The sequence below is a fragment of the Hydrogenophaga taeniospiralis CCUG 15921 genome (assembly GCF_001592305.1).
GTDB classification, from domain to species: Bacteria; Pseudomonadota; Gammaproteobacteria; order Burkholderiales; family Burkholderiaceae_C; genus Hydrogenophaga; species Hydrogenophaga taeniospiralis.
Map to the genome: position 1 here is coordinate 21,364 of NZ_BCWR01000019.1, position 26,358 is coordinate 47,721.

The 26,358-nt window shown below is 66.0% G+C and carries 31 protein-coding genes and 1 tRNA gene; 21 read left to right on the top strand and 11 right to left on the bottom strand.

The annotated features are described in order from the left end of the window. Nucleotides 1–311: 311 nt before the first annotated feature. Nucleotides 312–1,151: a DMT family transporter gene (locus tag HTA01S_RS20350; RefSeq protein WP_068174668.1), complete on the bottom strand. Its 840-nt coding sequence runs from the start codon at nucleotides 1,149–1,151 to the stop codon at nucleotides 312–314. Between the two features lie 104 nt (nucleotides 1,152–1,255). On the opposite strand from HTA01S_RS20350, the gene HTA01S_RS20355 reads away from it, so the two are divergent. Next, nucleotides 1,256–1,606 carry a carboxymuconolactone decarboxylase family protein gene (locus tag HTA01S_RS20355; protein WP_068174669.1) on the top strand — a complete coding sequence of 117 codons (351 nt, stop codon included), beginning with the start codon at nucleotides 1,256–1,258 and terminating at the stop codon, nucleotides 1,604–1,606. 125 nt (nucleotides 1,607–1,731) lie between these two features. Here the strand turns inward: HTA01S_RS20355 and HTA01S_RS20360 are convergent, their stop codons facing one another. From HTA01S_RS20360 to HTA01S_RS20380, 5 genes are read right to left on the bottom strand one after another with little or no spacing between them, the layout of a single operon-like run. Beyond that, complete coding sequence (locus HTA01S_RS20360) at nucleotides 1,732–2,415, bottom strand: AraC family transcriptional regulator (protein ID WP_068174671.1); 684 nt, start codon at nucleotides 2,413–2,415, stop codon at nucleotides 1,732–1,734. 2 nt (nucleotides 2,416–2,417) lie between these two features. Next, a complete protein-coding gene (gene lipA / locus HTA01S_RS20365) occupies nucleotides 2,418–3,446 on the bottom strand; it encodes a lipoyl synthase (protein ID WP_068174674.1) in 1,029 nt (342 codons plus the stop codon). A 38-nt stretch (nucleotides 3,447–3,484) separates the two neighbouring features. Further along, the gene (gene lipB, locus HTA01S_RS20370) at nucleotides 3,485–4,177 is read right to left on the bottom strand and encodes a lipoyl(octanoyl) transferase LipB (protein WP_068174675.1); all 693 of its coding nucleotides are present in this window, start codon (nucleotides 4,175–4,177) and stop codon (nucleotides 3,485–3,487) included. 2 nt (nucleotides 4,178–4,179) lie between these two features. Further along, complete coding sequence (locus HTA01S_RS20375) at nucleotides 4,180–4,464, bottom strand: HP0495 family protein (protein ID WP_068174677.1); 285 nt, start codon at nucleotides 4,462–4,464, stop codon at nucleotides 4,180–4,182. 11 nt (nucleotides 4,465–4,475) lie between these two features. Continuing rightward, nucleotides 4,476–5,387, bottom strand: a complete 912-nt coding sequence (locus HTA01S_RS20380) for a D-amino acid aminotransferase (RefSeq protein WP_068174679.1) — start codon at nucleotides 5,385–5,387, stop codon at nucleotides 4,476–4,478. A gap of 134 nt (nucleotides 5,388–5,521) precedes the next feature. Here HTA01S_RS20380 and HTA01S_RS20385 point away from each other — a divergent pair, with 134 nt between their 5' ends. From HTA01S_RS20385 to HTA01S_RS20430, 10 genes are all read left to right on the top strand, one after another. Next, nucleotides 5,522–6,022, top strand: coding sequence for an ATP synthase subunit I (locus HTA01S_RS20385; protein WP_245638164.1), 501 nt, complete (start codon nucleotides 5,522–5,524; stop codon nucleotides 6,020–6,022). A 29-nt stretch (nucleotides 6,023–6,051) separates the two neighbouring features. Continuing rightward, the gene (atpB, locus tag HTA01S_RS20390) at nucleotides 6,052–6,927 is read left to right on the top strand and encodes a F0F1 ATP synthase subunit A (protein ID WP_068174681.1); all 876 of its coding nucleotides are present in this window, start codon (nucleotides 6,052–6,054) and stop codon (nucleotides 6,925–6,927) included. A gap of 79 nt (nucleotides 6,928–7,006) precedes the next feature. Next, entirely contained in the window at nucleotides 7,007–7,252 is a 246-nt protein-coding gene (atpE, locus tag HTA01S_RS20395) for a F0F1 ATP synthase subunit C (RefSeq protein ID WP_068174683.1), read from the top strand. 118 nt (nucleotides 7,253–7,370) lie between these two features. Then, nucleotides 7,371–7,841, top strand: a complete 471-nt coding sequence (locus HTA01S_RS20400; RefSeq protein ID WP_068174685.1) for a F0F1 ATP synthase subunit B — start codon at nucleotides 7,371–7,373, stop codon at nucleotides 7,839–7,841. A gap of 53 nt (nucleotides 7,842–7,894) precedes the next feature. After that, nucleotides 7,895–8,425: a F0F1 ATP synthase subunit delta gene (locus tag HTA01S_RS20405; RefSeq protein WP_068174687.1), complete on the top strand. Its 531-nt coding sequence runs from the start codon at nucleotides 7,895–7,897 to the stop codon at nucleotides 8,423–8,425. A 62-nt stretch (nucleotides 8,426–8,487) separates the two neighbouring features. Then, nucleotides 8,488–10,044 carry a F0F1 ATP synthase subunit alpha gene (gene atpA, locus HTA01S_RS20410; protein ID WP_068174688.1) on the top strand — a complete coding sequence of 519 codons (1,557 nt, stop codon included), beginning with the start codon at nucleotides 8,488–8,490 and terminating at the stop codon, nucleotides 10,042–10,044. 30 nt (nucleotides 10,045–10,074) lie between these two features. Continuing rightward, complete coding sequence (atpG, locus tag HTA01S_RS20415) at nucleotides 10,075–10,941, top strand: F0F1 ATP synthase subunit gamma (RefSeq protein ID WP_068174691.1); 867 nt, start codon at nucleotides 10,075–10,077, stop codon at nucleotides 10,939–10,941. Between the two features lie 44 nt (nucleotides 10,942–10,985). Continuing rightward, nucleotides 10,986–12,392, top strand: a complete 1,407-nt coding sequence (gene atpD / locus HTA01S_RS20420; RefSeq protein ID WP_068174694.1) for a F0F1 ATP synthase subunit beta — start codon at nucleotides 10,986–10,988, stop codon at nucleotides 12,390–12,392. Between the two features lie 121 nt (nucleotides 12,393–12,513). Further along, entirely contained in the window at nucleotides 12,514–12,930 is a 417-nt protein-coding gene (locus HTA01S_RS20425) for a F0F1 ATP synthase subunit epsilon (RefSeq protein ID WP_068174696.1), read from the top strand. A 120-nt stretch (nucleotides 12,931–13,050) separates the two neighbouring features. Continuing rightward, nucleotides 13,051–13,623: a cyclic nucleotide-binding domain-containing protein gene (locus tag HTA01S_RS20430; protein ID WP_068174698.1), complete on the top strand. Its 573-nt coding sequence runs from the start codon at nucleotides 13,051–13,053 to the stop codon at nucleotides 13,621–13,623. A gap of 76 nt (nucleotides 13,624–13,699) precedes the next feature. On the opposite strand, the gene HTA01S_RS20435 is transcribed toward HTA01S_RS20430, so the two are convergent. The 3 genes from HTA01S_RS20435 to HTA01S_RS20445 are packed head-to-tail and all read right to left on the bottom strand — an operon-like array spanning nucleotide 13,700 to nucleotide 15,751. Then, entirely contained in the window at nucleotides 13,700–14,227 is a 528-nt protein-coding gene (locus tag HTA01S_RS20435; protein ID WP_068174700.1) for a TPM domain-containing protein, read from the bottom strand. A 13-nt stretch (nucleotides 14,228–14,240) separates the two neighbouring features. Next, entirely contained in the window at nucleotides 14,241–15,146 is a 906-nt protein-coding gene (locus HTA01S_RS20440) for a TPM domain-containing protein (RefSeq protein ID WP_068174702.1), read from the bottom strand. After that, complete coding sequence (locus HTA01S_RS20445) at nucleotides 15,143–15,751, bottom strand: LemA family protein (protein WP_068174703.1); 609 nt, start codon at nucleotides 15,749–15,751, stop codon at nucleotides 15,143–15,145. The genes HTA01S_RS20440 and HTA01S_RS20445 overlap by 4 nt, the downstream gene beginning before the upstream one ends. A 178-nt stretch (nucleotides 15,752–15,929) precedes the next feature. Between HTA01S_RS20445 and HTA01S_RS20450 the strand changes: the two genes are divergently transcribed. The 3 genes from HTA01S_RS20450 to HTA01S_RS20460 are packed head-to-tail and all read left to right on the top strand — an operon-like array spanning nucleotide 15,930 to nucleotide 18,129. Next, nucleotides 15,930–16,367, top strand: coding sequence for a YybH family protein (locus tag HTA01S_RS20450; RefSeq protein ID WP_068174704.1), 438 nt, complete (start codon nucleotides 15,930–15,932; stop codon nucleotides 16,365–16,367). Nucleotides 16,368–16,382: 15 nt separating this feature from the next. Further along, nucleotides 16,383–17,519 carry a YheT family hydrolase gene (locus HTA01S_RS20455; RefSeq protein ID WP_245638165.1) on the top strand — a complete coding sequence of 379 codons (1,137 nt, stop codon included), beginning with the start codon at nucleotides 16,383–16,385 and terminating at the stop codon, nucleotides 17,517–17,519. 34 nt (nucleotides 17,520–17,553) lie between these two features. Further along, entirely contained in the window at nucleotides 17,554–18,129 is a 576-nt protein-coding gene (locus tag HTA01S_RS20460) for a DUF2946 family protein (RefSeq protein ID WP_068174706.1), read from the top strand. Nucleotides 18,130–18,196: 67 nt separating this feature from the next. On the opposite strand, the gene HTA01S_RS20465 is transcribed toward HTA01S_RS20460, so the two are convergent. Continuing rightward, on the bottom strand, nucleotides 18,197–19,048 hold the full coding sequence (locus tag HTA01S_RS20465; protein WP_068174708.1) for a c-type cytochrome: 852 nt from the start codon (nucleotides 19,046–19,048) through the stop codon (nucleotides 18,197–18,199). A 140-nt stretch (nucleotides 19,049–19,188) separates the two neighbouring features. Between HTA01S_RS20465 and HTA01S_RS20470 the strand changes: the two genes are divergently transcribed. After that, nucleotides 19,189–19,264 (top strand) — tRNA-Arg (locus HTA01S_RS20470). Nucleotides 19,265–19,445: 181 nt separating this feature from the next. Here HTA01S_RS20470 and HTA01S_RS20475 read toward each other — a convergent pair. Then, nucleotides 19,446–20,072 (bottom strand): TetR/AcrR family transcriptional regulator, encoded by a 627-nt coding sequence (locus HTA01S_RS20475; protein WP_068174710.1) that lies wholly within the window; start codon nucleotides 20,070–20,072, stop codon nucleotides 19,446–19,448. Between the two features lie 109 nt (nucleotides 20,073–20,181). Here HTA01S_RS20475 and HTA01S_RS20480 point away from each other — a divergent pair, with 109 nt between their 5' ends. The 6 genes from HTA01S_RS20480 (at nucleotide 20,182) to HTA01S_RS20505 (ending at nucleotide 26,341) form a co-directional block, all read left to right on the top strand. Further along, nucleotides 20,182–21,084 carry a crotonase/enoyl-CoA hydratase family protein gene (locus HTA01S_RS20480; RefSeq protein WP_068174712.1) on the top strand — a complete coding sequence of 301 codons (903 nt, stop codon included), beginning with the start codon at nucleotides 20,182–20,184 and terminating at the stop codon, nucleotides 21,082–21,084. A gap of 112 nt (nucleotides 21,085–21,196) precedes the next feature. Next, the gene (locus HTA01S_RS20485) at nucleotides 21,197–22,186 is read left to right on the top strand and encodes a 3'-5' exonuclease (RefSeq protein ID WP_084236373.1); all 990 of its coding nucleotides are present in this window, start codon (nucleotides 21,197–21,199) and stop codon (nucleotides 22,184–22,186) included. Between the two features lie 166 nt (nucleotides 22,187–22,352). Beyond that, the gene (locus HTA01S_RS20490; protein WP_157572202.1) at nucleotides 22,353–23,591 is read left to right on the top strand and encodes an NnrS family protein; all 1,239 of its coding nucleotides are present in this window, start codon (nucleotides 22,353–22,355) and stop codon (nucleotides 23,589–23,591) included. Nucleotides 23,592–23,608: 17 nt separating this feature from the next. Continuing rightward, complete coding sequence (gene fdxA / locus HTA01S_RS20495; protein WP_068174714.1) at nucleotides 23,609–23,932, top strand: ferredoxin FdxA; 324 nt, start codon at nucleotides 23,609–23,611, stop codon at nucleotides 23,930–23,932. A 318-nt stretch (nucleotides 23,933–24,250) separates the two neighbouring features. Continuing rightward, nucleotides 24,251–25,555 (top strand): sugar phosphate nucleotidyltransferase, encoded by a 1,305-nt coding sequence (locus HTA01S_RS20500; RefSeq protein ID WP_068174715.1) that lies wholly within the window; start codon nucleotides 24,251–24,253, stop codon nucleotides 25,553–25,555. Between the two features lie 261 nt (nucleotides 25,556–25,816). Next, the gene (locus HTA01S_RS20505) at nucleotides 25,817–26,341 is read left to right on the top strand and encodes a hypothetical protein (RefSeq protein ID WP_068174717.1); all 525 of its coding nucleotides are present in this window, start codon (nucleotides 25,817–25,819) and stop codon (nucleotides 26,339–26,341) included. Nucleotides 26,342–26,358 lie beyond the last annotated feature (17 nt).

Genomic DNA, 26,358 nt, shown 5'->3' on the forward strand with positions numbered 1-26,358 from the left:
ATCGCGATCAGGATGCGTAGAGGTGGCGCAGACATGGGGGTCAGGCGCCCGGCGGCAAATCGCTTGTCAATCTGTCGAACTTCATGAGAAAAATAGCTTGATTCATGGTTCGATTCCTGAAATTAACAGCAATTATTGTCGAAGTGAATGCGACCGCATGGACCGTCTCCACCCGTGCCGATGTCGAGTCTTCACTCAAAGACGATAAGTCCGATCTTGCTTGATTTCCACACTCAGGTCGAGCACTGCAAAGTCCAGCCGAGATCCTTCCCGGCGGGTGAACGCCTTGTAAGCAGTTCGTATGGGAGCCCTCAACGGCTCCGTGTGGCCATCACCGCCGCGCCGATGATCATCACCGCCGCCAGCGCCACCGAGGTGCTCGGCGTCTCGCCGCGCACCCAGAGCAGCGCGAGGGTGGACAGCAGCGGCGTCAGGAAGCTCAGCACCCCGATCTGCCGCGCATCACCCCGTTTGAGGGCGGCATCCCAGAGGAAAAACGCGCCGCCCAGCGGGCCCAGGCCCAGTACCACGATCAGGCCCCAGTCACGGGCCGACAGCGTGGTGGAGGGCTCCAGCCAGACATGGCACAACACTGAGAGCAGGCCCGATGCGAGTGCAAAGCTGCCGATGGCCGCGGTGGGGAAAGCCCGCACGCGTTGAGTCAGCAGCGAGTAGCTGGCCCAGATGAAGGCCGAGCCCAGCGCGGGGACGTAACCCCAGGCCCAGACCGCTTCGGTACCCGCGCCGCGCCCACCCAGGATGGCCAGCGCCGCGCCGGCAAAACCGATCAGCGCGGCCAGCACGTGGCGGGCGGTGAGCGACACACCAGGCAGAAACCAGGGCGCCATGGCCACGATGCCCAATGGCCAGAGGTAGTTCACCAGATTGGCCTGCACCGGCGGCGCGTGGCGCAGTGCGATGAATAGCAGGAAGTGGAACCCGAACAGGCCATAGACACCCAGCGCGAGCGTGGCGCTGGGCACACGCCACTGGCGGACATCCCAGCGCGACAGGGGCAGGGCGATCACGCTGCCCACCAGCAGGGCCAGCCCCGTGAGCAGGAAAGGGGGCACGTGCGACAGCGACACACCGAGCGCGGCCAGGGAGGCCCACAGCGCAATGGCGCCCAGCGCCAGCAGGTTGGCCGTCATGCGCTCACCCCGACGGGCGCGACCGGGCCTTGACCCATGACAAGGCGGGATGTCTGGCTCATGAGTGATACTCCACTGGGTATTATTTCTGCAAAGGACATTTCTTGAGCACGTTCAATCACAACGACCTGATGCGCGACATCAACGAGAACCTGGCGCCGTTCCGCAAGGCCCAGCCCACCGCCATGGCGGGCTTTGGCCAGTTGGCCAAAGCCGCCATCACCGATGGTGAGCTCAGCGCCAAACACAAGGAGCTGATCGCGCTGTCGATCGCGGTCACGCAGCGCTGCTCGGGTTGCATCGGTTTCCACGTCAAGGCCCTGGTCCAGTTGGGCTGCACGCGCGCCGAACTGGAAGAGATGCTGGCCGTGTGCGTGTACATGGGCGGGGGGCCGGCGCTGATGTACGCCGCCGAGGTGATCGCGGCCTGGGAAACGATGAGCGCCAAGGGCTGAGGGACCGAGGGCCAGGGGGGCCGCCGTGGGGGTGATCGCGGTGAGCCAGGACGCATGCGGCCAGCATAGCGGGCCGCATCGTCGGCGCACGCGGGTGGATCGTCGCGATCCGTGGGTCTTGGTCGTCAGTGGTCCGCTTGCTTGCGCAGGGCGGCGGTGAGCGCCGACGGCGAGCGGTAGCCCGTGCGCCGCGCTACCTCGGCCACGGGCAGGCCCTGGTTTCTCAACTGGCGTGCTTCGGCCAGCCGCAGCCCGCGCAGCCATGCCATGGGGCTTTGTCCCAGGTCTTCTCGGCAACGGGTGGTGAACTGAGCGGCACTCAGGTGCACGCGCGCCGCCAGGTCGTTCACCTGCAGGGCCTCATGACCGCGGGCCTGTGTCCAGGCGGTCAGTGCCACCCAGTCGATGGCGCGCCGTGCCCGCCGCACCACGGCGGGCGGTGTCCAGGCTTCCAGGAGAAGGGCCGGGCCGAGCAGCCGGGCGCGGGGCAGGGCGCTGTCGCAGGCAGCGGCGAGGTAGCTGGCCAGGGGGGCCAGCGTCCGTGGCTCGGGGCTGTGGTGGGCGTGTTGCCAGCGGGCGTCGCGGGAGTCCAGCACCAGGCAGCGCGCCGAGCCGCTGGCTTCGAAGTCGTGGCGATCCCCGGGGAAGATCACGGCGCCATCGCCGGCCGCGACGCGCCGGCCATGACCATCCACTTCCAGTTCCAGCACGCCGTCCAGCCCAAGCAGGATCTGGAAGTGGTCGTGCGCATGGCTGCCGTGCGAGGCGCCGTAGCACCGGACCGACAGGGCATCGGCCGGGCGGTTCATGCTCAGGCCTTGTTGGCGCTGAGCGCGTTGTGCGCCTGCTGGTCGGCGTGGTACGAGCTGCGCACCATCGCGCCCACGGCGGCGTGGGTGAAGCCCATCTTGTAGGCCTCGGCCTCGAACATCTTGAAGGTGTCCGGGTGCACGTAGCGGCGCACCGGCAGGTGGTGGCCGCTGGGGGCGAGGTATTGGCCGATGGTCAGCATCTCGATGTCGTGCGCGCGCATGTCGCGCATGACTTCGAGGATTTCCTCGTCGGTCTCGCCCAGGCCGACCATCAGGCCACTCTTGGTCGGTACGTGAGGGAACAAGGCCTTGAACTTCTTGAGCAGGTTCAGGCTGAACTGGTAGTCCGACCCAGGACGCGCTTCCTTGTACAGGCGTGGCGCGGTTTCCAGGTTGTGGTTCATCACGTCGGGTGGCGCGGCCTTCAGGATCTCCAGCGCTCGGTCGTCGCGGCCTCGGAAGTCGGGCACCAGCACCTCGATCTGCGTGCCCGGTGACAGCTCACGGGTCTTTTCGATGCAGGCCACGAAGTGGCCGGCGCCGCCGTCACGCAGGTCGTCGCGGTCCACGCTGGTGATCACCACGTACTTGAGCTTGAGCGCGGCGATCGTTTTGGCCAGGTTCTCGGGCTCGTTCACGTCGAGCGGGTCGGGGCGGCCGTGGCCCACGTCGCAGAACGGGCAGCGGCGGGTGCACTTGTCGCCCATGATCATGAAGGTGGCTGTGCCCTTGCCGAAGCATTCGCCGATGTTGGGGCAACTGGCCTCTTCGCACACGGTGACCAGCTTGTTGGCGCGCAGCACGTCCTTGATCTCGTAGAAGCGCGTGGTGGGCGAACCGGCCTTGACGCGGATCCATTCGGGCTTCTTCAGCACCTCGGCCGGCACGATCTTGATCGGAATGCGTGAGGTCTTGGCCTGGCTTTTCTGCTTCGCGGTGGCGTCGTAGCCGGCGGCGGGCTGGGCTTCGCGGACCGTGTTCGTGTCGGCGGCCGTGAGGCCAAGCGTGGAAGAAAGGGGGCTGGTCATGGCGTGGGCGCGGGTGGCGCAATGAATGAACGGGAGGTTCAGGGGCTGAGGATGGTGCCGAGCTTCTGGCTCAGGACCTGGGCCGCTTCATCCCATGAAACGGCGACTCCGATTGTAGAAAGGTCCACCGTTTGCAGTCCCGCATACCCACACGGGTTGATGCGCCAGTAGGGCTGCAGGTCCATGGCGACGTTGAGCGCCACGCCGTGGTAGGTGCAGTGGCGACTGACCTTGATGCCCAGTGCGGCGATCTTGCCCAGACCGGTGAAGTCGGGGTCGGCCGCAGGCTGGCCTTCCACCTTCTTTTGCGGTCGCTGGGGCAGCAGCGCATGGCTGGTCGGGTCGTCCAGCCTCACGTAGATGCCGGGCGCACCGGCCACGCGGTGGCCGGTCACGCCGAAGTGGTCCAGTGTGCGGATCACCGCCTCTTCGATGCGGTAGACGTATTCCTTGACGAAGTAACCGGCGCGCTGCAGATCGATCAGCGGGTAGGCCACCACCTGGCCCGGGCCGTGGTAGGTCACCTGGCCGCCCCGGTTGGTCTTGACCACCGGGATGTCGCCCGGCGCGAGCAGGTGGTCGTCCTTGCCGGCAATGCCTTGCGTGAACACGGGGGGGTGCTCGCAGACCCAGAGCTCATCGGGCGTGTCGGCGGTGCGCGCCTCGGTGAACGCCACCATGGCGTCGTGGGTGGGCGCGTACTCCACCCGGCCGAGGTTGCGGATCTGCATGCTCAGAGAACGATCTTGACCATGGGGTGCGTGGTCAGTGTGCGGTACAGCTCGTCGAGCTGCTCGCGGCTGGTCACGTACACCGACAGGGTGAGACCCATGTAGTTGCCGGCCTTGCTCGGGCGCAGTTCGATGGTCGAGGCGTCGAAGCTGGGGTCGAAGGCTTTGGCCACGTGTGTCATGGCCGTGACATAGCCGTCCACGTTGGCGCCCATCACCTTGATGGGGAAGTGGCAGGGGTATTCGATGAGCGATTGTTCGGGCGGGATCTCGCGGGGCAGGTCCATGGCGATGTTCCTCAGATCGATTGCGCGGCCTTGGCGCGCTGGTATCCGGCGTAAAGCCGTTCGTACACCGGACCGGGGCGGCCACGCTGCGCGCCATGCCCCACCGGCTGGCCGTCCAGCATGGTGATGGGCAACACCTCCTTGGTGGCCGATGACAGCATCAGTTCGTCGGCGTCCTGCACCTCGGTGCGGCCGATGCGGCGCAGCTCAAAGGGGATGCCCTGTTCCCGGCACAGGTCTTCGATCAGGTCGAAACGGATGCCTTCGAGCACCAGATGGTCCTTGGGAGGTCCCATGACCACACCGTTCTTCACCACCCAGACGTTGCTGGCGGCGGCCTCGCTGAGAAAGCCATCGCGGAACATCACGGTCTCCACGGCATCGGCGTCGGCGCTGATCTGGCGGGCCAACACCGCGCCCAGCAGGCTGGTGCTCTTGATGTGGGCCTTCTGCCAGCGGAAGTCGTCGGCGCTGACGCAGGACACGCCGAGTTGCCGTTGCTCCGGCGTCGCCAGCTTCATGTCGCCCGCCATGACAAACACCGTGGGCCGCAGGCCGGGTGGCATCACGTGGTCACGCACCGCGACCCCGCGGGTGACCTGAATGTAGACCAGTTGGTTGACTGCTCCGGTGGATTCCATCAGCGCCTGAATCAGACGGCGCGCAATGGCCAGCCACGCTTCGGAACTCAGAGGATTGGTGATGCGCAGTTCGCCCAGTGAGCGCTCCAGCCGGGCCATGTGCTGCTCGAAACGGAAGATCTTGCCGCCGTAGGCCGGCAACACTTCGTAGACACCGTCGCCGAAGATGAAGCCTCGGTCCAGCACACTCACCTTGGCGTCGCGCAGAGGGCCGAACTCGCCGTTGAGATAGCAGAGTGAGTCGGGCAGCACGGACGTGCTTGTTTCGGGGGGGGTGTTCATTTTTGAGATTATCGGACGCAGCGAGAGCTGCCTGCCGTGGTCCGGCCAGCAGTCTTGACGAGCCCATGGGGTTTCTACGTATAATCAACGGCTGTGCTCAATCGCATCCATCTGTAACCCGCCTGTAATTTGCCATGTCGACAATGCCTCCGGTCGGGTCGACGACGCAAGCCACTGATGCTTGGGAAGATGGGGCGAAGGAAGCCGATTTCAAGCCACTCACGCACGAAGAGGCGTTGCAGTGGCGGTCCAGCCAGCCGGCGCTGTCGGCTTGGCGTCTGGTGGGTGTGCAGTTGCTGGTCGGCCTGGCGGTCGGTGCGTTGACATGGTTGTTCACGCAGTCGGTGTCGCTGGCGTCGTCGGTTCTGTATGGCGCCGCTTCGGTGGTGATCCCGACGGCCCTGATGGCCTGGGGCATGACGTCGAGTGCCTTGTCCCGCCGGGCGGCGGGGCATGTGATCTCGATGTTCATGGGTTTTGTTTTGTGGGAGGGGGTCAAGATTCTGCTGTCGGTGGCCATGTTGTGGTCGGCGCCCAGAATCGTCCCTGACCTGAATTGGCTCGCCCTGGTGGTGGGCTTGGTGGTGGTACTCAAGGTGTACTGGTTTGGATTCTGGATCCAGACCCGGCGTTGAACTCAAACGGTTGATGGATACAAACGAACATGGCTGCTGAAGGACACACATTGACCCCGGGTGAATACATCCGGCACCATCTGGTTCACCTCAACAACACCGGCCACAAACAGGAGTCCATCGTGGACTTCTCCGTGATCAACCTCGACTCCGTGGTGATCAGCGTGCTGCTGGGGGCCTTTGTCTGTTTTCTGCTGTGGCGCGCCGCGCGGGCTGCGTCGGCGGGAGTCCCCGGGCGCTTTCAGGCGGCGGTGGAAATTCTCGTGGAGATGGTGGACAACCAGGCCAAATCGGTGATCCACAATGCCAACAGCCGCAAGCTCATCGCTCCGTTGGCGCTGACGGTGTTCGTCTGGATCTTCATGATGAACTTTATGGACATGCTGCCGGTCGATGCGCTGCCGGGCCTCTGGCACAAGGCTGGTCCGGCCCTGGGCTTTGCGGACTATCTGCGCGTGGTGCCCACCGCCGATCTGTCCACCACGCTGGGGATGTCGGTTTCGGTGTTGCTGCTCTGCCTGTTCTACAACATCAAGATCAAAGGCCTGGGCGGCTGGACCCACGAGCTGGTGACGGCGCCTTTTGGCACCAGTAAGAACCCCATCGCGGCACTGCTGCTGGGCGTGGTCAACTTTTCAATGCAGATGATCGAGTTCGTGGCCAAGACGGTTTCCCACGGCATGCGGTTGTTTGGCAACATGTTCGCGGGTGAGCTGGTGTTCATGCTGATCGCGTTGCTGGGTGGTTTTGCCGCCTTCTCGCTCAGTGGTGGATTGTTCTTCGTCGGACATGTGATCGCAGGCACGGTGTGGACCATCTTCCATATTTTGATCATCACCTTGCAGGCGTTCATTTTCATGATGCTGGCCCTGATTTACCTCGGGCAGGCGCATGACGCTCACTAAGCGGCGCGGTTCCACCTCGCTCTGAGTTTCGTTTCTCTCCCTTTCTTTCTCAACTTTCGTTCATCTCATAGGAGTCATCATGGAAAACGTTCTGGGTCTCGTCGCACTGGCTTGCGGTCTTATCGTCGGTCTGGGTGCCTTGGGCGCCTCTGTCGGCATCGGCATGATGGGCGGCAAATTCCTTGAATCCGGCGCGCGTCAGCCCGAGCTGATGAACGACCTGCAAACCAAGATGTTCCTGCTGGCCGGTCTGATCGACGCCGCCTTCCTGATCGGTGTGGCCATCGCCCTGCTGTTCGCGTTCGCCAACCCCTTCACGCTGTAATCGGGTTTGCTGCCCTGCGCAGCGCTGGTGATGGGGGCCTGGGGCTCAGTCACCGTGCGTGGCGCTTCGCGGCAGCAAGTGCGTCACCACCTTTGTTAACACACAGAAAGGCGTTGCGATGAATATCAATGCAACCCTCTTTGCGCAGGCCATCGTCTTTGCGATCCTGGTGTGGTTCACGATGAAATTCGTGTGGCCCCCCATCGCCAAGGCACTGGATGAGCGTGCGTTGAAGATCTCCGAAGGACTGGCTTCCGCCGAGAAAGCCAAGTCCGAACTGGCCGTGGCCAACAAACGTGTGGAAGAAGAGTTGAGCAAGTCGCGCAACGAATCCGCCACCCGTCTGGCCGATGCCGAACGCCGCGCCCAGATCGTGATTGAAGAGGCCAAGGCGCGAGCCACCGAAGAGGCTTCCAAGATCGTGGCCACCGCCCGTCAGGAAGCCGATCAGCAGGTCATCAAGGCGCGCGAATTGCTGCGAGAAGAAGTCGCTGCGCTGGCCGTCAAGGGTGCAGAGCAGATCCTCAAGCGCGAAGTCAACGCCGGCATCCATGCCGAGTTGCTGGGCCGTTTGAAGAGCGAACTCTGATCCGCCCCACGCTGACGCAACCAACGTTAACCGCAGGCATCCCAAGGTAGACCATGGCCGAAATCGCAACAATAGCCCGCCCTTACGCGGAAGCGCTGTTCAAAGTGGCAGGCGCGGACGCAGCCGGTGCAGCCGCATGGCTGGACGAATTGGCGGCCGTTGCTTCCAACGAGCAACTGCGCCAGTTCGCTGACAGTCCCAAGTCCTCGCCCGAGCAGGTGTTCGGCGTCATCTCCGGCGTGCTCAAGAGCAGCCTGCCCGCCATGGCGCAGAACTTTCTGCGCACGGTGATTGACAACGGACGCCTTGCCGCCTTGCCCGAAATTGCCAGTCAGTTTCGCGCATTGAAGAACGCGCAACTGGGCTCCTTCGACGCCATCGTGTACAGCGCTTTTGACATGGACAACGCTGCCTTGGCTGACCTCTCCGGTGTGCTGGAAAAGCGGTTTGGCCGCAAGCTCAACTTGCAGGTCACGCTGCAGCCGGAGCTGATCGGTGGTGTTCGCGTGGTGGTGGGTGACGAGGTGCTCGACACTTCGATCAAAGCCCGCCTGGAACAAATGAAAGTTGCCCTCACGGCCTGAAGGCCTTTTGGCTGACTGCACGGGCGCGCCCTCATCCCATTTAACGAAAGAAGGAAAGAGTCATGCAACTCAATCCCGCCGAAATCTCTGAACTGATCAAGTCCCGTATCGAGGGTCTGGGCGCATCGAGCGATGTGCGCAACCAGGGCACCGTGGTGTCGGTGACCGACGGTATCGTCCGCGTCCACGGCCTGTCCGATGTGATGCAGGGCGAAATGCTGGAATTCCCGGCCAACAAGGATGGCGTGCCCTCCTTTGGTCTGGCTCTGAACCTGGAGCGCGACTCCGTCGGCGCCGTGATTCTGGGTGAGTACGAGCACATCTCCGAAGGCGAGACCGTCAAGTGCACGGGCCAGATTCTGTCGGTGCCGGTCGGCCCCGAACTGATTGGCCGCGTGGTCAACGCCCTGGGCGCTCCGATCGACGGCAAAGGCCCGGTCAACGCCAAGATGACCGACGTGATCGAAAAGGTCGCTCCGGGCGTGATCGCCCGCAAATCGGTGGACCAGCCGGTGCAGACCGGTCTGAAGTCGATCGACTCGATGGTGCCCGTGGGCCGTGGTCAGCGCGAGCTGATCATCGGTGACCGCCAGACCGGCAAGACCGCCGTGGCCATCGACGCGATCATCAACCAGAAGGGTCAGAACATGACCTGCGTTTACGTCGCGATCGGCCAGAAGGCCTCGTCGATCAAGAACGTGGTGCGTGCCTTGGAGCAGGCCGGCGCGATGGAGTACACCATCGTTGTGGCGGCTTCGGCCTCTGAATCCGCTGCCATGCAGTACCTGTCGGCCTATTCCGGCTGCACCATGGGCGAGTACTTCCGCGACCGTGGTCAGGACGCGCTGATCGTGTACGACGACCTGTCCAAGCAGGCCGTGGCCTACCGCCAGGTTTCGCTGCTGCTGCGCCGCCCGCCAGGCCGCGAAGCCTACCCCGGCGACGTGTTCTATCTGCACAGCCGTCTGTTGGAGCGCGCTGCCCGTGTGAACGCCGACTACGTCGAAGCCTTCACCAAGGGTGAAGTCAAGGGCAAGACCGGTTCGCTGACTGCACTGCCCATCATCGAAACGCAGGCCGGCGACGTGTCCGCTTTCGTGCCGACCAACGTGATCTCGATCACCGACGGCCAGATCTTCCTGGAAACCAGCCTGTTCAACGCTGGTATCCGCCCCGCCATCAACGCCGGTATCTCGGTGTCCCGCGTCGGTGGTGCTGCGCAGACCAAGCTGATCAAGTCGCTGTCCGGTGGTATCCGTACCGACCTGGCCCAGTACCGTGAACTGGCTGCGTTCGCGCAGTTCGCTTCCGACCTCGACGAAGCCACCCGCAAGCAGCTGGACCGCGGTGCCCGCGTGACCGAACTGCTCAAGCAGGCCCAGTACTCGCCCCAGTCGATCGGTCTGATGGCCTCCACGCTGTTTGCCGTGAACAAGGGCTACCTCGACGACGTCGAAGTGAAGAAGGTGCTGTCGTTTGAAGCGGGCATGCACGCTTACTTGAAAGACAAGTACGCGGCCTTGCTGGCCAAGATGGAATCCGACAAGGCCATGGACAAGGACGCTGAAGCCCAGCTCGCCGCCGCCATCGCTGAGTTCAAGAAGACCGGCACGTACTGATCCGTCCATTGACCCGATAAAGGAGCAGCAATGGCAGTAGGCAAGGAAATACGCGGCAAGATCAAATCGGTGGAGAACACCAAGAAGATCACCAAAGCCATGGAAATGGTCGCCGCCTCCAAGATGCGCAAGGCGCAGGACCGCATGCGTGCGGCCCGGCCCTACGCAGAGAAAGTGCGCCAGATCACCGGCAACCTGAGTCGGGCCAACCCGGAGTACACGCACCCGTTCATGCAGATCAACACCGCCAAGGCCGCCGGCTTTGTCGTGGTGACGACCGACAAGGGTCTGTGCGGGGGCCTGAACACCAACGTGTTGCGCGCGGTGACCAACCAGCTCAAGGACCTCCAGTCCCAGGGCGTGAGCGCCGAAGCCGTGGCCATTGGCAACAAGGGTCTGGGCTTCCTCAACCGCATCGGCGCCAAGGTGGTGTCCAGCGTGACGGGTCTGGGCGACACGCCCCACCTCGACAAGCTGATCGGCCCGGTCAAGGTGTTGCTCGACGCCTATACCGAAGGCCGGATCAATGCGGTCTACGTCTGCTACACCAAGTTCATCAACACGATGAAGCAGGAGTCGGTGATCGAACAGCTGCTGCCGCTCAACGCGAGCACGCTGCAGGACGGTGCCGGTGGCCGCGACTGGGATTACATCTATGAACCCGATGCCCCTGCCGTGATCGACGAGCTGCTGCTGCGCTATGTGGAAGCCCAGGTGTACCAGGCGGTGGCCGAGAACATGGCTTCCGAGCAGTCCGCCCGCATGGTGGCCATGAAGGCCGCCACCGACAACGCCGGCAGCGTCATTGGTGAACTCAAGCTGGTCTACAACAAGACCCGCCAGGCCGCGATCACGAAAGAGCTTTCGGAAATCGTGGCCGGTGCCGCAGCGGTCTGAAGCAGCCGCCCAACAGAATCCAGAGAAAACAGAAGGTATCCATCATGTCTCAAGTACAAGGCAAGATCGTCCAGTGCATCGGCGCCGTCGTGGACGTGGAATTTCCGCGCAACCAGATGCCGCGCGTTTATGACGCCCTGAAAATGGAGGGCTCGGCCCTGACGCTGGAAGTCCAGCAGCAGCTCGGCGACGGCGTGGTGCGCACCATTGCGCTGGGCTCGTCCGACGGCCTGCGCCGTGGCATGGTGGTGTCCAACACCTCCAACCCCATCATGGTGCCGGTGGGCAAGGCCACGCTGGGCCGCATCATGGACGTGCTGGGCACGCCCATTGACGAACGTGGTCCGGTGGACCAGACCCTGACCGCTTCCATCCACCGCAAGGCTCCGGCCTACGACGAACTGTCCCCTTCGCAGGAACTGCTGGAAACCGGCATCAAGGTGATTGACCTGATCTGCCCGTTCGCCAAGGGCGGCAAGGTGGGTCTGTTCGGTGGCGCCGGTGTGGGCAAGACCGTGAACATGATGGAACTCATCAACAACATCGCCAAGGCCCACTCCGGTCTGTCGGTGTTCGCTGGTGTGGGCGAGCGTACCCGTGAGGGCAACGACTTCTACCACGAGATGGCCGATTCCAAGGTCGTGGACCTTGAGAACCTGCCCAACTCCAAAGTGGCCATGGTCTACGGCCAGATGAACGAACCCCCGGGCAACCGTCTGCGCGTGGCCTTGACCGGTCTGACCATTGCCGAGTCGTTCCGCGACGAAGGCCGTGACGTGCTGTTCTTCGTGGACAACATCTACCGTTTCACGCTGGCCGGTACCGAAGTGTCCGCCCTGCTGGGCCGCATGCCTTCCGCCGTGGGCTACCAGCCGACGCTGGCCGAAGAAATGGGCCGCCTGCAAGAGCGCATCACCTCCACCAAGGTCGGCTCGATCACCTCCATCCAGGCCGTGTACGTGCCGGCCGATGACTTGACCGACCCGTCGCCTGCCACTACCTTCGCCCACCTGGATTCCACCGTGGTGCTGTCGCGTGACATCGCTTCGCTGGGTATCTACCCCGCCGTGGATCCGCTGGACTCCACCAGCCGCCAGCTCGACCCGCTGGTCGTGGGCCAGGACCACTACGAAACCGCCCGCGCCGTGCAGAACACGCTGCAGCGCTACAAGGAACTGCGCGACATCATCGCCATCCTGGGCATGGACGAACTGGCACCGGAAGACAAGCTGGCCGTGGCCCGCGCCCGCAAGATCCAGCGTTTCCTGTCGCAGCCGTTCCACGTGGCCGAGGTGTTCACCGGTTCACCCGGCAAGTACGTGCCGCTGTCGGAAACCATCCGTGGTTTCAAGATGATCACCAACGGCGAGTGCGATCACCTGCCCGAGCAGTCGTTCTACATGGTCGGCACGATCGACGAAGCCTTCGAGAAGGCCAAAAAGGTGGCGTAAAGCAGCGCCTAGGGGCGTCTGGCGTTGTGGCCGTGTTCGCCGTACGCTGGTACGGTGCCACACGGTGTCTGGCCGGTCACCCCGCTGCTTGCTTTCACTCACCTTTTTTATTGGAGTAACTATGAGCACCATCCGCGTCGATGTGGTCAGCGCCGAAGAGTCCATCTTTTCGGGCGATGCCAAGTTCGTGGCGCTGCCGGGTGAAGCCGGTGAATTGGGCATTCTGCCCGGTCACATTCCGCTGATCACCCGCATCAAGCCCGGTGCCGTGCGCATCGAAAAAGCCGACGGCGGCGAAGAGTTCGTGTTTGTGGCGGGTGGCATTCTGGAAGTGCAGCCGAACCACATCACCGTGTTGTCCGATACCGCCATCCGCGGCAAGGATCTGGACGAGGCCAAGGCCACCGACGCGCGCAAGCAGGCCGAAGAAGCGGTCAAGAACGCCAAGAGCGATATCGATCTGGCCAAGGCCACCTCGGAACTCGCGGTCATGGCGGCCCAGATCGCAGCGCTGCGCAAGTACCGTCAGAAAAAGTGAAACGCCACGCTGTGGTGTTCCAAAAAAACCGGCTGCGGCCGGTTTTTTTTCGCCGGGGGTTTGCCGGGCGAACACTGCATGGGAAGATAGCGGACTCCATAACCACAATGAGCGCGCGGGATGTCGTCGATCTTTGAGAACCCCGATATGGCCCCCGAAGAAGTGGCGGCCCGGCTGCTGGTGACGGCGTCCGCTCTGGACGACCTGACACTGGCCGACGCCATGAAGGTGGTGGGATACATGCGGCCCAAGCGCATCAAGGCGGGGACCGTGTTCATCCACGAGGGCGAGGTGACGCACAACGACTACATGTTGCTGGTGCTCGAGGGCGACATCGCCGTGGCCAACGACCTGCCGGGACTGCACGAGAGCATCGTGGTCAACATCCTGGGCCCCGGGCACCTGATCGGTGAAATGGGGGTGCTCGACGGCGCACCCCGCTCGGCCACCTGCACCGCCACCACCGACATCGCCGCGGCGGTGCTCTCGCGTACCGCCTTGATGCGTCTGCTGCGGGACGAGCCTCGCGTGGGGGCGCGCTTGCTGCTCGCCATCTCCAAGCGCATGGCCGACCGTCTGCGCGACACCACACGCAAGCTCAGAACGTTTGCGCTGATGAACAAGGCGCTGCAGGAAGAGATGCAGGTGATCATGAACAGCCGCGTTCCGGTGCCCAAAAAAACCATCCGCTGAACCGGGCCGCCGTCCGGTGGCGTACCGCTCGGCCGCGAACCGAAAGTCTGCGGCAGGCGTCCGGATAGCGATGGTCCTAGACCCGCACCACGGTGTCGGCCAATTCGTTGGCGGACTGCGCGCCGGGCTCGGCCGGGAAGTGTTCCACCAGCAGGGCCGACACCTCTTCCAGGGCCTGGGTGAGTCCATCCTCGAACGCCCCTTCGTGCAGACGGGCGCCCAGGCGGTCGACGATGCCCTGCCACTGGGCGGCGCTCACGCGCTGGCTCAATGCCCGGTCGGCCACGAATTCGATCGCGTGTTCGGCCAGCAGCAGGTAGATCAGCACACCGTTGTTGCACTCGGTGTCCCACACGCGCAAGCGGCCAAACCAGGCCAGGGCGCGCTGGCGCGCCACCGCCTTCAAGGGGGTGGCGGCCTGGATGCGCCAGAGGTAGCTGGTGGGCAGGGCCGCCTCCACACACAGGCGTACCTCGCCGGTGTGGCGCAGTTCGCTCGCGGCCACACGCCGTGCGAGGCGGGCGGCCATGTCGTCCGGGATGGCGCGCAGCGTGTCGGCGCGGTCCCGCCAGCGGTGTTTGAGGATGCGAAGCAGTTTGTTCATGAGCGTGTCAGAATCACCAGCCACCGGAAGCGCCACCGCCGCCAAAGTTGCCCCCACCGCCGGACCCAAAGCCACCGCCCCCTGAACCGAAACCGCCACCCCCGAAACCACCAGTGCTTCCCCAGCCACCGTGTCCGCCCCGCCCGGACCGGGGCGTGGTGGGCAGGAACTGCATGAAGAGCGCCGCCAGCATGCCCAGCAGGCCGGCCCCGATCGCGATCCACACCACCGATGTGAGCAGCCAGGCCAGGCCCCCGGCACCCAGGCCGGTGAGCAGGCTGCCGAAGCGGTTGCCGAAGATGCCGCGCAACACGCTGGCGATGAGGGGCACGGCGAATACGATGAAGATCAACAGGTCCATCGGCTGGAATCCGTCCGCGGCGGACGCGGTCGCGTCGGGCAGTGGCAGGTCTTCGCCGGCAATGCGGGCCAGGATCTGGTCCACGCCGGCCTGGATGCCGCCGGCGTAATCGCCGGACCGGAACGCCGGCGTCACGGCCTGGTCCAGGATGCGCCGCGCCATCAGGTCGGGAATGGCACCTTCGAGCGTCTTGGCCGTGGCGATGCGCAGGCGCCGATCGTCCTTGGCGATGACGAACAGCACGCCGTCGCCCACCTCCTTGCGCCCGATCTTCCAGGCGTCACCCAGGCGCTGGGTGTAGTCGGCGATGTCTTCGGGGGCGGTGGTGGCCACCATCAGCACCACCACCTGCGAACCGCGCGACCTCTCGAAGGCCGCGAGCTTGGCTTCGATGGCGGCCAGGGCGGCGGCGTCCAGCGTGCCGGTCTGGTCCATCACCCGGGCCCGCAGCTCGGGCACCGGCTGCAGGCCCTGCGCAGTGGCCAGGCCGGCGCACAGCCAGAGCCCCAGCGCGGCGAGCCAGTGGCCGAGCCCGGTACGGGACCTTTGCAGACTCATTGCTTGTTGAAGTCCACCGTCGGCGGGGTCGAGATCGCCGCCTCGTTCTGCACCTGGAAGTTCGCCTTCGGCGCGTAGTTGAAGACCATGGCCGTGAGGTTGGTCGGGAAGCTGCGCGCGAGCACGTTGTACTCCTGTACCGCCTGGATGTAGCGGTTGCGCGCCACCGTGATGCGGTTTTCCGTGCCTTCGAGCTGCACGCGCAGATCGCTGAAGCCCTGGTTGGCCTTGAGGTTGGGGTACTGCTCCACCACCACCATCAGGCGGCTGAGCGCGCTGCCCACTTCGCCCTGGGCGGCCTGGAATTTCTGCATCGCGGCCGGGTCGTTGAGCATTTCGGGCGTCATCTGGATCGACGTGGCCTTGGCGCGCGCCTCGATCACCTTGGTGAGCGTTTCCTGCTCGAAGTTGGCCTCGCCCTTGACGGTGGCGACGATGTTGGGGATCAGGTCGGCGCGGCGCTGGTACTGGTTGAGCACCTCCGACCAGGCCGAGCGGCTCTGCTCGTCGAGCCGCTGGAAATCGTTGTAGCCACAGCCCGTGAGGCTGGCGCCGAGAAGCAGGGCCGTGGCCCAGGTGAGCAGGCGTCGGACGAATGGGGACATGAAGAACCTCCACAGGGCCGCAGGGGCCGGATGAACAAGACATGGGCCGTTGGCGCGACGCAAGCAAGCAAGATCGCAGACGCGCGCCTGAAATGCCCAAGGCACTATACCCCGGCGTCTGGTCGCCATGACGCGGACAAAGCACCATGGGAGCGGGGTGCACGGCAAAATAGCCCGCATGCGCAAACCCAAACTGCCCCCCAGCTCTGCGGACGACACCGAGACGGCTTTCTACGACGCCCTGCAGAACGCCGACATCGAACGGCTCATGGCCTGCTGGGCCGACGATGACGAGATCGTCTGCGTGCACCCGGGCGGCCCGAGGCTGGTCGGGCATGCGGCGGTGCGCGCGGCCTTCGAGGCCTTGTTTTCCAACGGCAGGGTGATGGCCCAGCCGGAAAAAGTGCGCCGGCTCGACGCCGGGGCCTGCAGCGTGCACAGTGTGGTCGAACGGGTCTCGGTGATGAGCGACGACGGCCCGCAGCACGCCTGGGTGGTCGCCACCAACGTCTACGCCAAAACCGCGCTGGGCTGGCGCATGGTGGCGCACCACGCCAGCCCGGGTTCCCGCTCAGAGCCCCTGGATGTGTTGACGGTGCAACCGGTCCTCCACTGAGACAGGGGGGGTGCCATGAAACGCGAAGACGCGGCCTGGATGGGCCACAGCATCCATACCGGGGGCTTCGACTACCGCTCGCCCTGGTGGCTGCCGGGGGGCAATGCCCAGACGCTGTGGGCCGCGCTGGCCGCGCGGCGCCACTTCGGCCCCGCGCCGCGCTGGCAGCGCAGCCGCTGGGCCACGCCCGATGGCGACTTCATCGACGTGGACCGGGCCGACCATCCCAGCGCGCCCGGGGCTCCCCTGCTGGTGCTGTTCCATGGTCTGGAGGGTTCGTCCCGCAGCCAGTATGCCGTGGCCTTTGCCGACTTTGCCGCGGCCAGGGGGCTGGCGCTGGCCGTGCCGCATTTCCGGGGCTGCTCGGGTGAACTCAACCTGGCCCCGCGCGCCTACCATTCGGGCGATTTCCGCGAGATCGACTGGGTGCTCAAGCGCTTTGCCCATGAACACCCCGACCGGCCCATGATCGCTGCCGGTGTGTCGCTGGGTGGCAATGCCCTGCTGCGCTGGGCGGGCGAAATGGGCACGGAGGCCGGCGCCGTGGTGCGGGCCGTCGCGGCGGTCTGCTCACCGCTGGACCTGGCGGCCGGGGGGCATGCCATCGGGCGCGGCTTCAATCGGCTGGTCTACACCCGCATGTTCCTCGCCAGCATGGTGCCCAAGGCCCTGAAGAAGCTGGAGCAGCACCCCGGCCTGTTCGACAGCGAGGCCCTGCTGGCCGCGCGCGACCTGTACGAGTTCGACAACCTGTTCACCGCGCCGCTGCACGGCTTTCTCAACACCGACGACTACTGGTCGCGTGCCTCGGCCAAGCCGCTGCTGTCCAGTATCCGCGTGCCGGCGCTGGCGCTCAACGCCCGCAACGATCCTTTCGTGCCCGCCGCCTCGCTGCCCACGGCGCACGAGGCCGGCCCCTGCGTCACGCTGTGGCAACCCGAGGGCGGTGGGCACGTCGGATTTCCCGTGTCGCACGGGCGCCTGGGCTGGCCTGGCCATGTGCGGGCCATGCCCGAGGCGGTGGGCGGCTGGTTGCTCCAGCACACCCCCGATGTGCCTTCGGCGCTTCCCCCTCAGGGGGCAACATCAGCGGCCCGGCAAAGCCGGTTCCGCGGTGTTCCCGGTGACTCCCCTTCAGCCACTACCCGGTGATAGCGGAAAAGAAAACCGGGGTGTAATCTGCGTCATGGACGACATCGTCAAAGCCGCTCTGGCCAAATGGCCCAACGTGCCGCACTGCTACGGCTGGCTCGGGCTGGACGCGCGGGGCCAGTGGTTCATGCGCGACGACCGCATCCAGGCCGCCGGGCCGTTTGCACCGACACCCGGCGAGACCAGCGCTGCCAACAAGGGCTCGCTGCTTCGGCACGACAAGCTGATCGAGTTCATCCACCGCAACTACGGCGCCGACGAAGCCGGTCAATGGTTCTTCCAGAACGGGCCGCAGCGGGTCTATGTGGAGCTGGAGTTCACGCCCTACATCTGGCGCCTGCAGCCCGACGGTACCGTGCGGGCCCACACCGGGCAGCCGGCCGGCGCCGTGCAGCGCTGCCTGCTGGACGAAGCGGGGCGCCTGTACCTGCAGACCGGGCTGGGGCTGGGGCTGGTGCACACCAGCGACATGGCGCTGGCCGCCGACGCGGTGGATGCGGGCACCTGGCACCCCGACGCCGTCGTCACCGCCGAGTTGCCCACGCGGTTTGGTTTCGTGCGGAGTCCGCAGGGCCGGTTGGCATCGGCCCGCGCTGTTGGCGAGGGGTGAAGCCAGGAATGGCGGACGAAAAAAAGCCGGTCAGTGACCGGCTTTTTTGTCTGAGGTCGTTGCGGCCTTACTTGACGGCGGCGACCATGTATTCCACGGCGGCCTTGATGTCGGCTTCCGAAGCGGTGCTGCCCCCCTTGGGCGGCATGGCGTTCTTGCCCTTGATGGCGCTGGCGGTGAGGCCATCCATGCCGAGCGTCAGGCGCGCAGCCCAGGCGGCCTTGTCGCCGAACTTGGGCGCACCGGCCACACCGGCCGCATGGCAGACCGCGCAGGTTTGCTTGTACAGAGCCTCGCCAGCACCGGCCGCCACCGTGGTGGCCGCAGCGGGAGCGGCAGCCGCTTGCGGTGCTGCGGCGGGCGCGGGGGCTGCTTCGGCTGCGGGCGCAGGCGCTGCGGCCGGTGCGGCAGCGGCATCCGCGGCGGCGGGCGCCTGGGGTTCTTCGAACTTGCCGCCAGCGGCGTTGGCCATGTGCACCACGGCACGGCCGATTTCCAGATCGCTGAAGGCGCCACCACCCTGGGCCGCCATCGCGTTCTTGCCCTTGAGCGCGGAGTTCAGCAGGGCCTCGTAGCCGGTGCCGATGCGGGGACCCCAGGCGGCGGCGTCGCCGAACTTGGGTGCACCCACCACACCGGTGGCGTGGCAGGCCGAGCACTGGGCCGTGTACACCGCTTCACCCGACTGCAGCGGGCGGTTGGCGTCGCGCAGTTCCACCGAGCCCACGCGCTGGATGCGCTGGGCCGTCGCGAGTTCCGGGTCCACCGAGCCGGCCGCGGGCTTGTCACCGGTGGTGACGTAGTACACCAGGCCAATGATGATGAAGATGGGAGCCACAAAGGCAAAGAACGACGTCCACAGCAGCTGGGCGGGCGTCTTGATCGGGCCGGTGTGAGATTCGTGCGCGTGGTCGCTCATGTTGTCCTCAAGGGTGCGGAACGGGGCCAGGATTGGGGGTTGGCGGGCCTGCACCGGGTGGGCAGACAGCCCGCGATTATAGCCAGCGGCCCCTTTGCACCCACCTGACAAGGGCCCCGCCTGCTAGAATCGTTCGAGTTGCGGCTGTAGCTCAGTGGATAGAGTATTGGCCTCCGAAGCCAAGGGTCGTGGGTTCGATCCCCGCCAGCCGCACCAAGTCTTGCGTTGCACGCAAGTGGTTGCCTCATCATCTGGGCAACACAACTCCCCCACTCATGTCCGTTGCTCCGGCGCGCTGCGCGCGTGCTGCGACGCATGCTGATCTCGCCGCACATCGGAGGCGTCCTTGGATGTCATCTACCCACGTTGCGCAGGCGCGTACCGGGTGGGCGTCGGTTCAGGGCAGCTGCTCCAGCAGGATGCGGGCCGCACGGATCCATTGCGCCAACAGCTGCTGGCGGCGCACGGGGCTGCGCAACACGCTCGACAGCGCCAGACCGCGCACGAACTCGTTGGTCAATGCCATCACGGTGGCGTTCGCCGGACGGTCGCTCGTCGCGGCGAACAGCGAGGACAGGACCCGCTCGCTCTCCTTGCGTGCCGTGCGTTCGGCCTGCAGCAGGGCCGCCCGGAGTTCGGCGTCGGTGCGCGCCACCGCCCACAGCTCCAGCTCGGCCAGGTAGGCGGGGCGGGTGGACGCGACCGCCAGCACGCGGATGGCGCGCTCGGTGGCGTCCTGCGTGCCTTCGAGCTTGGCCAGGCTGTCCTGCACCGCCCGCTCGTTGCGGCGCACGAGTTCCTCCACCGTCGCCGAGAGCAGGGCCGCGTGGGTCGGGAAGTGGTGCAGCAACGCCCCCCGGCTGACGTCGGCACGCTGCTGGACCTGCAGCGTGGTGGTGCGAGCGCTGCCTTGTTCGACGAGCAGCGCCACCGCCGTCTGCAGAATGTGCTGGCGGGTGGTCGGCGCCGCGGTGTCGGCCGTTGATGGCTTCCTGGCGAGGGTGGTTCGGACGGGTTTTGTCATGGGCGAATTGTAGTGACCGTCAGCATTGACGTTATGTCTCTCTCGTGACGCCAACAGTCAGCACTGACTGGTGAAATGGGCGACCTCCATACAGCCCCAAGGAACCGAGATGCCCCACTACAGCACCGTCCAGATCGAACAGGATGCGCAGTTTCCGCGCGTGGCCCGCCTGCTGCTGAACCGGCCCGAGCGCTTGAACGCCATCAACGAGCACATGCCCGCCGAGATCCGCGCCGCCGTCGAGTGGGCCAACACGAACGACGAGGTTCACGTGATCGTGGTGGAGGGGGCCGGCAAGGGCTTCTGTGGGGGCTACGACCTGGCCGACTTCGCCGAGCAGCACAAGGACCACCCCTGCCAGCAGGAAGGCCACCCCTGGGACCCGATGGTCGACTACGGGCAGATGAAGCATTACACCGACGACTTCATGAGCCTGTGGCGCAGCGCCAAGCCCACCATCGCCAAGGTGCATGGCGCGGCGGTGGCCGGTGGCAGCGACATCGCGCTGTGCTGCGACCTGCTGGTCATGGCGGAGGACGCGCGCATCGGCTACATGCCCACGCGTGTCTGGGGTTGCCCCACGACCGCCATGTGGACGTTCCGCCTGGGCCCCACGCGGGCCAAGCAGCTGATGTTCACCGGCGACGTGCTCGACGGCCGCACGGCGGCGGACTGGGGCCTGGCCAACACCGCCGTGCCCGCGGGGGAGCTGGAGTCGACCACCATGGCGTTGGCCAACCGCATCGCGGGTGTGCCGCGCAGCCACCTGGCGATGCACAAGCTCGTCGTCAATCAGGTCATGCTGAACATGGGGCTGGAGCAGACGCAGATGCTCGCGACGCTGTTCGACGGCATCACCCGCCACAACCCCGAGGGGCTGTGGTTCCGGCGGTATGCGCAAGAAGCGGGCTTCAAGGCCGCGGTGGCGTGGCGCGACAGCGGCCGCCCCATCCCGCAAGCCGACGAGGCGCGTGCCCTCATCGCGCAGATGGAATCCGGACCGCCGCGGTAGCCACCCGTGCGCAGGGGGCGCGCGCCTGTGCTCGACCGGGTCTCCGTCCAGCGGTGCCACGGAGATTGGGGCACACGGTCGTTCGTGCAACGCGCTCGGGTAGGCTTCACGGATGCAACAGTTCAGTTTCGAGTTTGACCCACCCCGCCCAGCGCAGCCGGCGGCCACCCCATCCACGGCTCCCGCGGCCGAGCCGAGCCTGGAGGCGATGGCGCAGCGGCTGGAGCAACACCCCGACTTTCGCGTCTTGCGCCGCCTCGTGCCCATCCTGGACTTCGGGCCCGCCGCGTCGCCCACCACCGCCCGCCAGCGCGTGCTGGTGCTCGACACCGAAACCACAGGGCTGTCGCACCCGACCGACCGGATCATCGAGCTGGCCATGCTGCTGGTGGAGGTGGACACGGCCAGTGGCTCGCCGGTGGGGCCGGTGGCCTGCTTCGAGGGCTTCGAAGACCCCGGCATGCCCATTCCGTCGGTGGCCCGGGAGGTGACGGGCATCACCGACGAGATGGTCAAGGGCCACCGCCTGGACGACCCGCAGGTGGAGGCGATGGTGGCCCAGGCCGACCTGATCGTGGCGCACAACGCGGGCTTCGACCGCCCCTTCGTGGAAGCCCGTTTTCCCTGCTTTGCCGGGAAGGCCTGGGCGTGTTCGTTCATGGACATCGACTGGAAGGCCGCCGGCGCGGGCTCGTCCAAGCTGAGCGCCCTGGCCAACGACCAGGGCTGGTTCTACGACGCCCATCGGGCCCTGGTGGACTGTCACGCCTTGCTGCAGGTGTTGGCCAGGCCGGTGGGCCACAGCGCCACCACGGGCCTGAGCCAGCTGATCGCCGCCGCCTCCAAGCCCAGCTTCAAACTGCGTGCGACGGGTTCGCCCTTCGAGTCCAAAGACAAGCTCAAGGGCCGGGGCTACCGATGGGATGCCGACGCCAAGGTCTGGACCTGCACGCTGGCCAGCCAGGAACAGCTGGATGCCGAACTGGCCTGGCTCAAGGCCGAGGTCTATGGGCGGCGCGCCGCGCGCCTGGAGATCGAGGTGCTGGACAGTCTGGTGCGCTATTCGGCGAGGCGGGGAGAGGCCGCCGACCGGAGCCTGTAGGGTCGCGCGGGGGGCAGCGGCGGGCCTCGCCCGCCGAGGCGCATCAAAGCCCTTGAAGAAGTGCGCGATAGCTTGATGTCGATCGGTATCGGCATTAAGATTCATGCAAAATGAATCTTATGAACGCCGAAACAGAAGCCCGACAGCGCTGAACCCTCGCCTCCCCATGCCCACCCCGACGCTCACCCCCATCTTGTCCCTCACCCCGGCCGGCCCGCCCGCGGCCCCCGGCGCACCGGCGCCCGAAGGCTGGCCGCTGCTGCGCCTGGGGTTCCGGCCGTTTTACCTGGGGGCCGCGTTGTATGCCCTGCTGGCGGTACCGCTGTGGACGGCCCTGTTCCTGGGGCAGGTGACGCTGGCGCTGGCGGTGCCCCCCTTGCTGTGGCATGCGCACGAAATGTTGTTCGGGTTCGCGGTGGCCGTCATCGTTGGCTTCCTGCTGACCGCGGCCAAGGTCTGGACCGGTCTGGCCATGCCGCGCGGCGCCCTGCTGGGTGCCCTGGTGGTGGTCTGGCTCTCGGCCCGCCTCGCGGCCGTGCTCGCACCTTACCCGGTGTACGCCGTGCTCGACCTGGCCTTGCTGCCGCTGGTGGCGGCCGTGCTGATCGAGCGGCTGCTGCGTGCGCGCAACCGCCGCAACCTGCCGTTGGCGGCCCTGCTGGTGCTGCTCTCGCTGGCCAACCTGGCCTTTCACCTGAGCGTGTCCGGCGCCATCGCGTGGCCACCCCTGAAGGCCCTGTACGCGGGTCTGGCGCTGATCGTGATGATCGAGTGTGTGATCGCCGGGCGGGTGGTCCCCGCGTTCACCATGAGCGCCACGCCGGGGCTGAAGCTGGTCGCCCGGCCGTGGCTGGAGCGCGCCACCCTGTCGATGACGGCGCTGGCCCTGGCGCTCTGGCTCTTCCTGCCGGCGGGGCCCACCACCGGCCTCGTCAGCGGCGGGCTGTTCGCGCTGGCCGCGGCCTTGCACCTGCGCCGGCAGTGGCACTGGAAACCGGGGACGACCCGGGGCCGGCCCATCCTGTGGATCCTGCACGCCGGCTACGCTTGGATACCGCTGGGCCTGGCGCTGCTGGCCCTGGCACAGGCCGGCTGGGTCGGCACCTCGGCGGGCGTGCACGCGCTGGCGGTCGGCGCCACCGGTGGCCTCATCATCGGCATGATCACGCGCACGGCCCGCGGCCACACCGGGCGGCCGCTGCAGGCGTCGAAGGCGGAAGTGGCGGCCTATGCCCTGGTGATGGCGGCCGCCACGCTGCGCGTGCTGCTGCCGCTGGTGGCGCCGCAATGGCTGCCGCTGGCCCTGGTGGGCGCGGCGCTCGCGTGGTGTGCCGCGTTCGCCATCTATCTCTTCATCTTTGCGCCGTGGCTGGCCCAGACCCGCCACGACGGCAAGGACGGCTGATCCACAGGAGCCCCGTCATGACCTTTGTCGTCACCGAAGCCTGCATACGCTGCAAGTACACCGACTGCGTGGACGTCTGCCCGGTCGATGCCTTTCGGGAAGGGCCGAACTTCCTCGCCATCGACCCCGATGAATGCATCGACTGCGCGGTGTGTGTGCCGGAATGCCCCGTGGCCGCCATCTATGCCGAGGGCGATGTGCCCGCGAACCAGCAGAGCTTCATCGCGCTGAACGCGGAACTCTCCCGCGAGTGGAAACCGATCACCCGCACCAAGCTGGCCCTGCCCGACGCCGACGAGTGGGCCAAAGTCGAGGCCAAGCTGGGCGAACTCAAACGCTGAGCCCGGGCGCGGCCGACCGGGCCGGCGCCGGTCAACGGTGGCACTTCGCCACCGCGTTCCCTTCCGCCGTTACGTGACGCGTCGCCTCGACCGGGTAACGCCGTCGCCTCGGTGCGCGGCCGGGCCGCCCCGCCTGCGGGCAATGCAGAGAAAAGTCTTTTCAAATCAAGCCCTTGATGTGGCCCGGGCGGGGCCCTGAGCGGCCCGGCGCGCGGCCGTGGCCGCTGGCGCGAAACCTGCACCGGCCCATGGCAGAAGCGGCAAACCTGCCTGCGGCACCTGCCCAGGCGCGTTGCCTCGCCCACCACCGGACGACCCATGACCATCATCCCCGTCATCTTGTGCGCAGGGGCCGGCGCCCAGCTATGGCCCCTGAGCCGGAGCAACCGGCCCGCGCCGTTCGTGCCACTGATCGACGGCCGCAGCCTGCTGCAGCTGACCCTGCAGCGCCTGGCCTGGTGCGGTGCGTCGGTGATCTGCGTGGCGGACGAGGCGCAGCGCTTCCTCGTGCAGGACGCGCTGCGCCAGGAGCGCCTGCACGGGCCGATCGTGCTGGGGCCGGATGGCGCCATGCCCGCGGTGGCCATGGCGCTGGCGGCGCTGCAGGTGCGCACCCTTGAGGGGGGCGACCCCTTGCTGCTGTTTTCCCCGGCCAACCACCATGTGCCCGACTGCGTGGCGTTTCGCGAGGCGGTGCTGGAGGGCGTGGAGGCCGCGATGTCGGGTGCCATCGTCCACCTCCGTGCCCGGCCCGGGCTGCCCGGCCCCGTCTGGCACCGCGGCGTGGTGCTGGCCCGGGCCAGCACCGTGCTGGCCGCGCTCTCGGCCCACGCGGAAGGCACCCTGCTCGCCTGCGCCAACGCCATGGTGGGGGTGGCGTGCGAAACCCCGGCGGGCGATGCGCGCATCCGGTTCGTGCGGCCCCAGCCGGTGGACCTGCGGTGTTGCCGCCAACAAGCGGGGGAGCGCGACTTCATGGCGCGGTACGCGCGGGTGGTGGAGCAAGCCTTCGCCGGGCCATGGACCCAGGTTGACGGCTGGAACGACGTGGCGGCGCTGCTGCCGGCCGACACCGCGGGCAACCACATCGCCGGCCCGGCATACACCGTGCACGCCAGCCGCAACCTGATCCACGCCCACGGCCGCACGGTGGTCGCGCTCGGTACCCAGGAACTGCTGATCGTCGATACCCGGGACGCCTTGCTGGTGGCGCGCCGCGACCAGGTGCACGCGATGGACGAGGCGCTGGCCCAGCTGCGCCACCAGCAGGCCTCGCTGACCGCCCGGCCTTCACAGGTGGTGGAGCAATGGGGGCAACTCAGCAGCGTGGACCAGGGGGAGCGCTTCGGGATCCACCACCACCGGGTCAAGCCGGGCGGCTGCCTGGGCCTGCGGCTGCACCACCACCGCTCGGAACACTGGATCGTGCTCCGGGGCACCGCGGAAATCACCCACGGCGAGCAGTGCCAGCTGTTGCACGAAAACCAGTCCACCCAGATCGCCGTGGGCCAGGCCTACCAGGTATGTAACCCCGGGAGCATCGAGCTGGAAATGATCGAGGTGCAGACCGGCAGCTTCATTGGAGACCAGGACGTGATCCACCTGGAAAGCGCCACGGGGTAGGGCGTTGCGTTTCCTGTTCCCGGTGCCGTGGGCCGAGGCGTTACGTAACGGCGGTGCCCCGGGGCCATTGAAAACCGTTCCCGGCCCGCTGCCTGCTGCTTTCAGATCGGGTTCCTGCGAAAGCAAGGCCTTGAATTCAAACGGAATTTTTCTATTTTGGGGTGATCGGCGATCGGTGGCACCCAATTTGCTTTGTTGTCACAAATTGTGTGCTTTGTGCAAGTCCGTGGCCGCAAGCCGGCGTGAATGGAGAAATCCGAAATGACCGAAAAGAACATGGTGATGGGTTACGTGGTGATTTCCCGTGTATTGGCGCTGTTGACCGATCATCGCGCCCCTGAAGAAACCCGAACTGAGGGTCTTCCAAGCGAATTGCATTGCCTGGACGATACCCAATTGGTTGAACTTTTTGGTTCCGTCATGGCGCGTGGATTCATCGGCATTCTGGATGTGTTCAGAAAAGCACAAAGCCTGGCCCATGCGGGAAAATTTCCGGTGATGGGATTGGTGTTGGATACCTCATTGAGCGCCAATGCCATGGAGCAGATGGAAATCTCTGGGGTGCTCAAGACATTGCTGTCAAAGAAATATGCGGTGGTGTTGGTGGGGGCCGGCGGGGTGCGAGTCGATTTGCACGAATTGAGCGAATGTTGCACCAACTACGATTTCGTCCACATGTACATGAGCGACATCTTTTCCAGTAGCAAACCCGCCGAGCGGCGCGGCAGCGAGGCGCGCAGCAGCTGGGTGGAGCAGGCCTGGAAACAGTCGGCCCAGCTCGCCTGAGCGGGTCCGGTCTGACC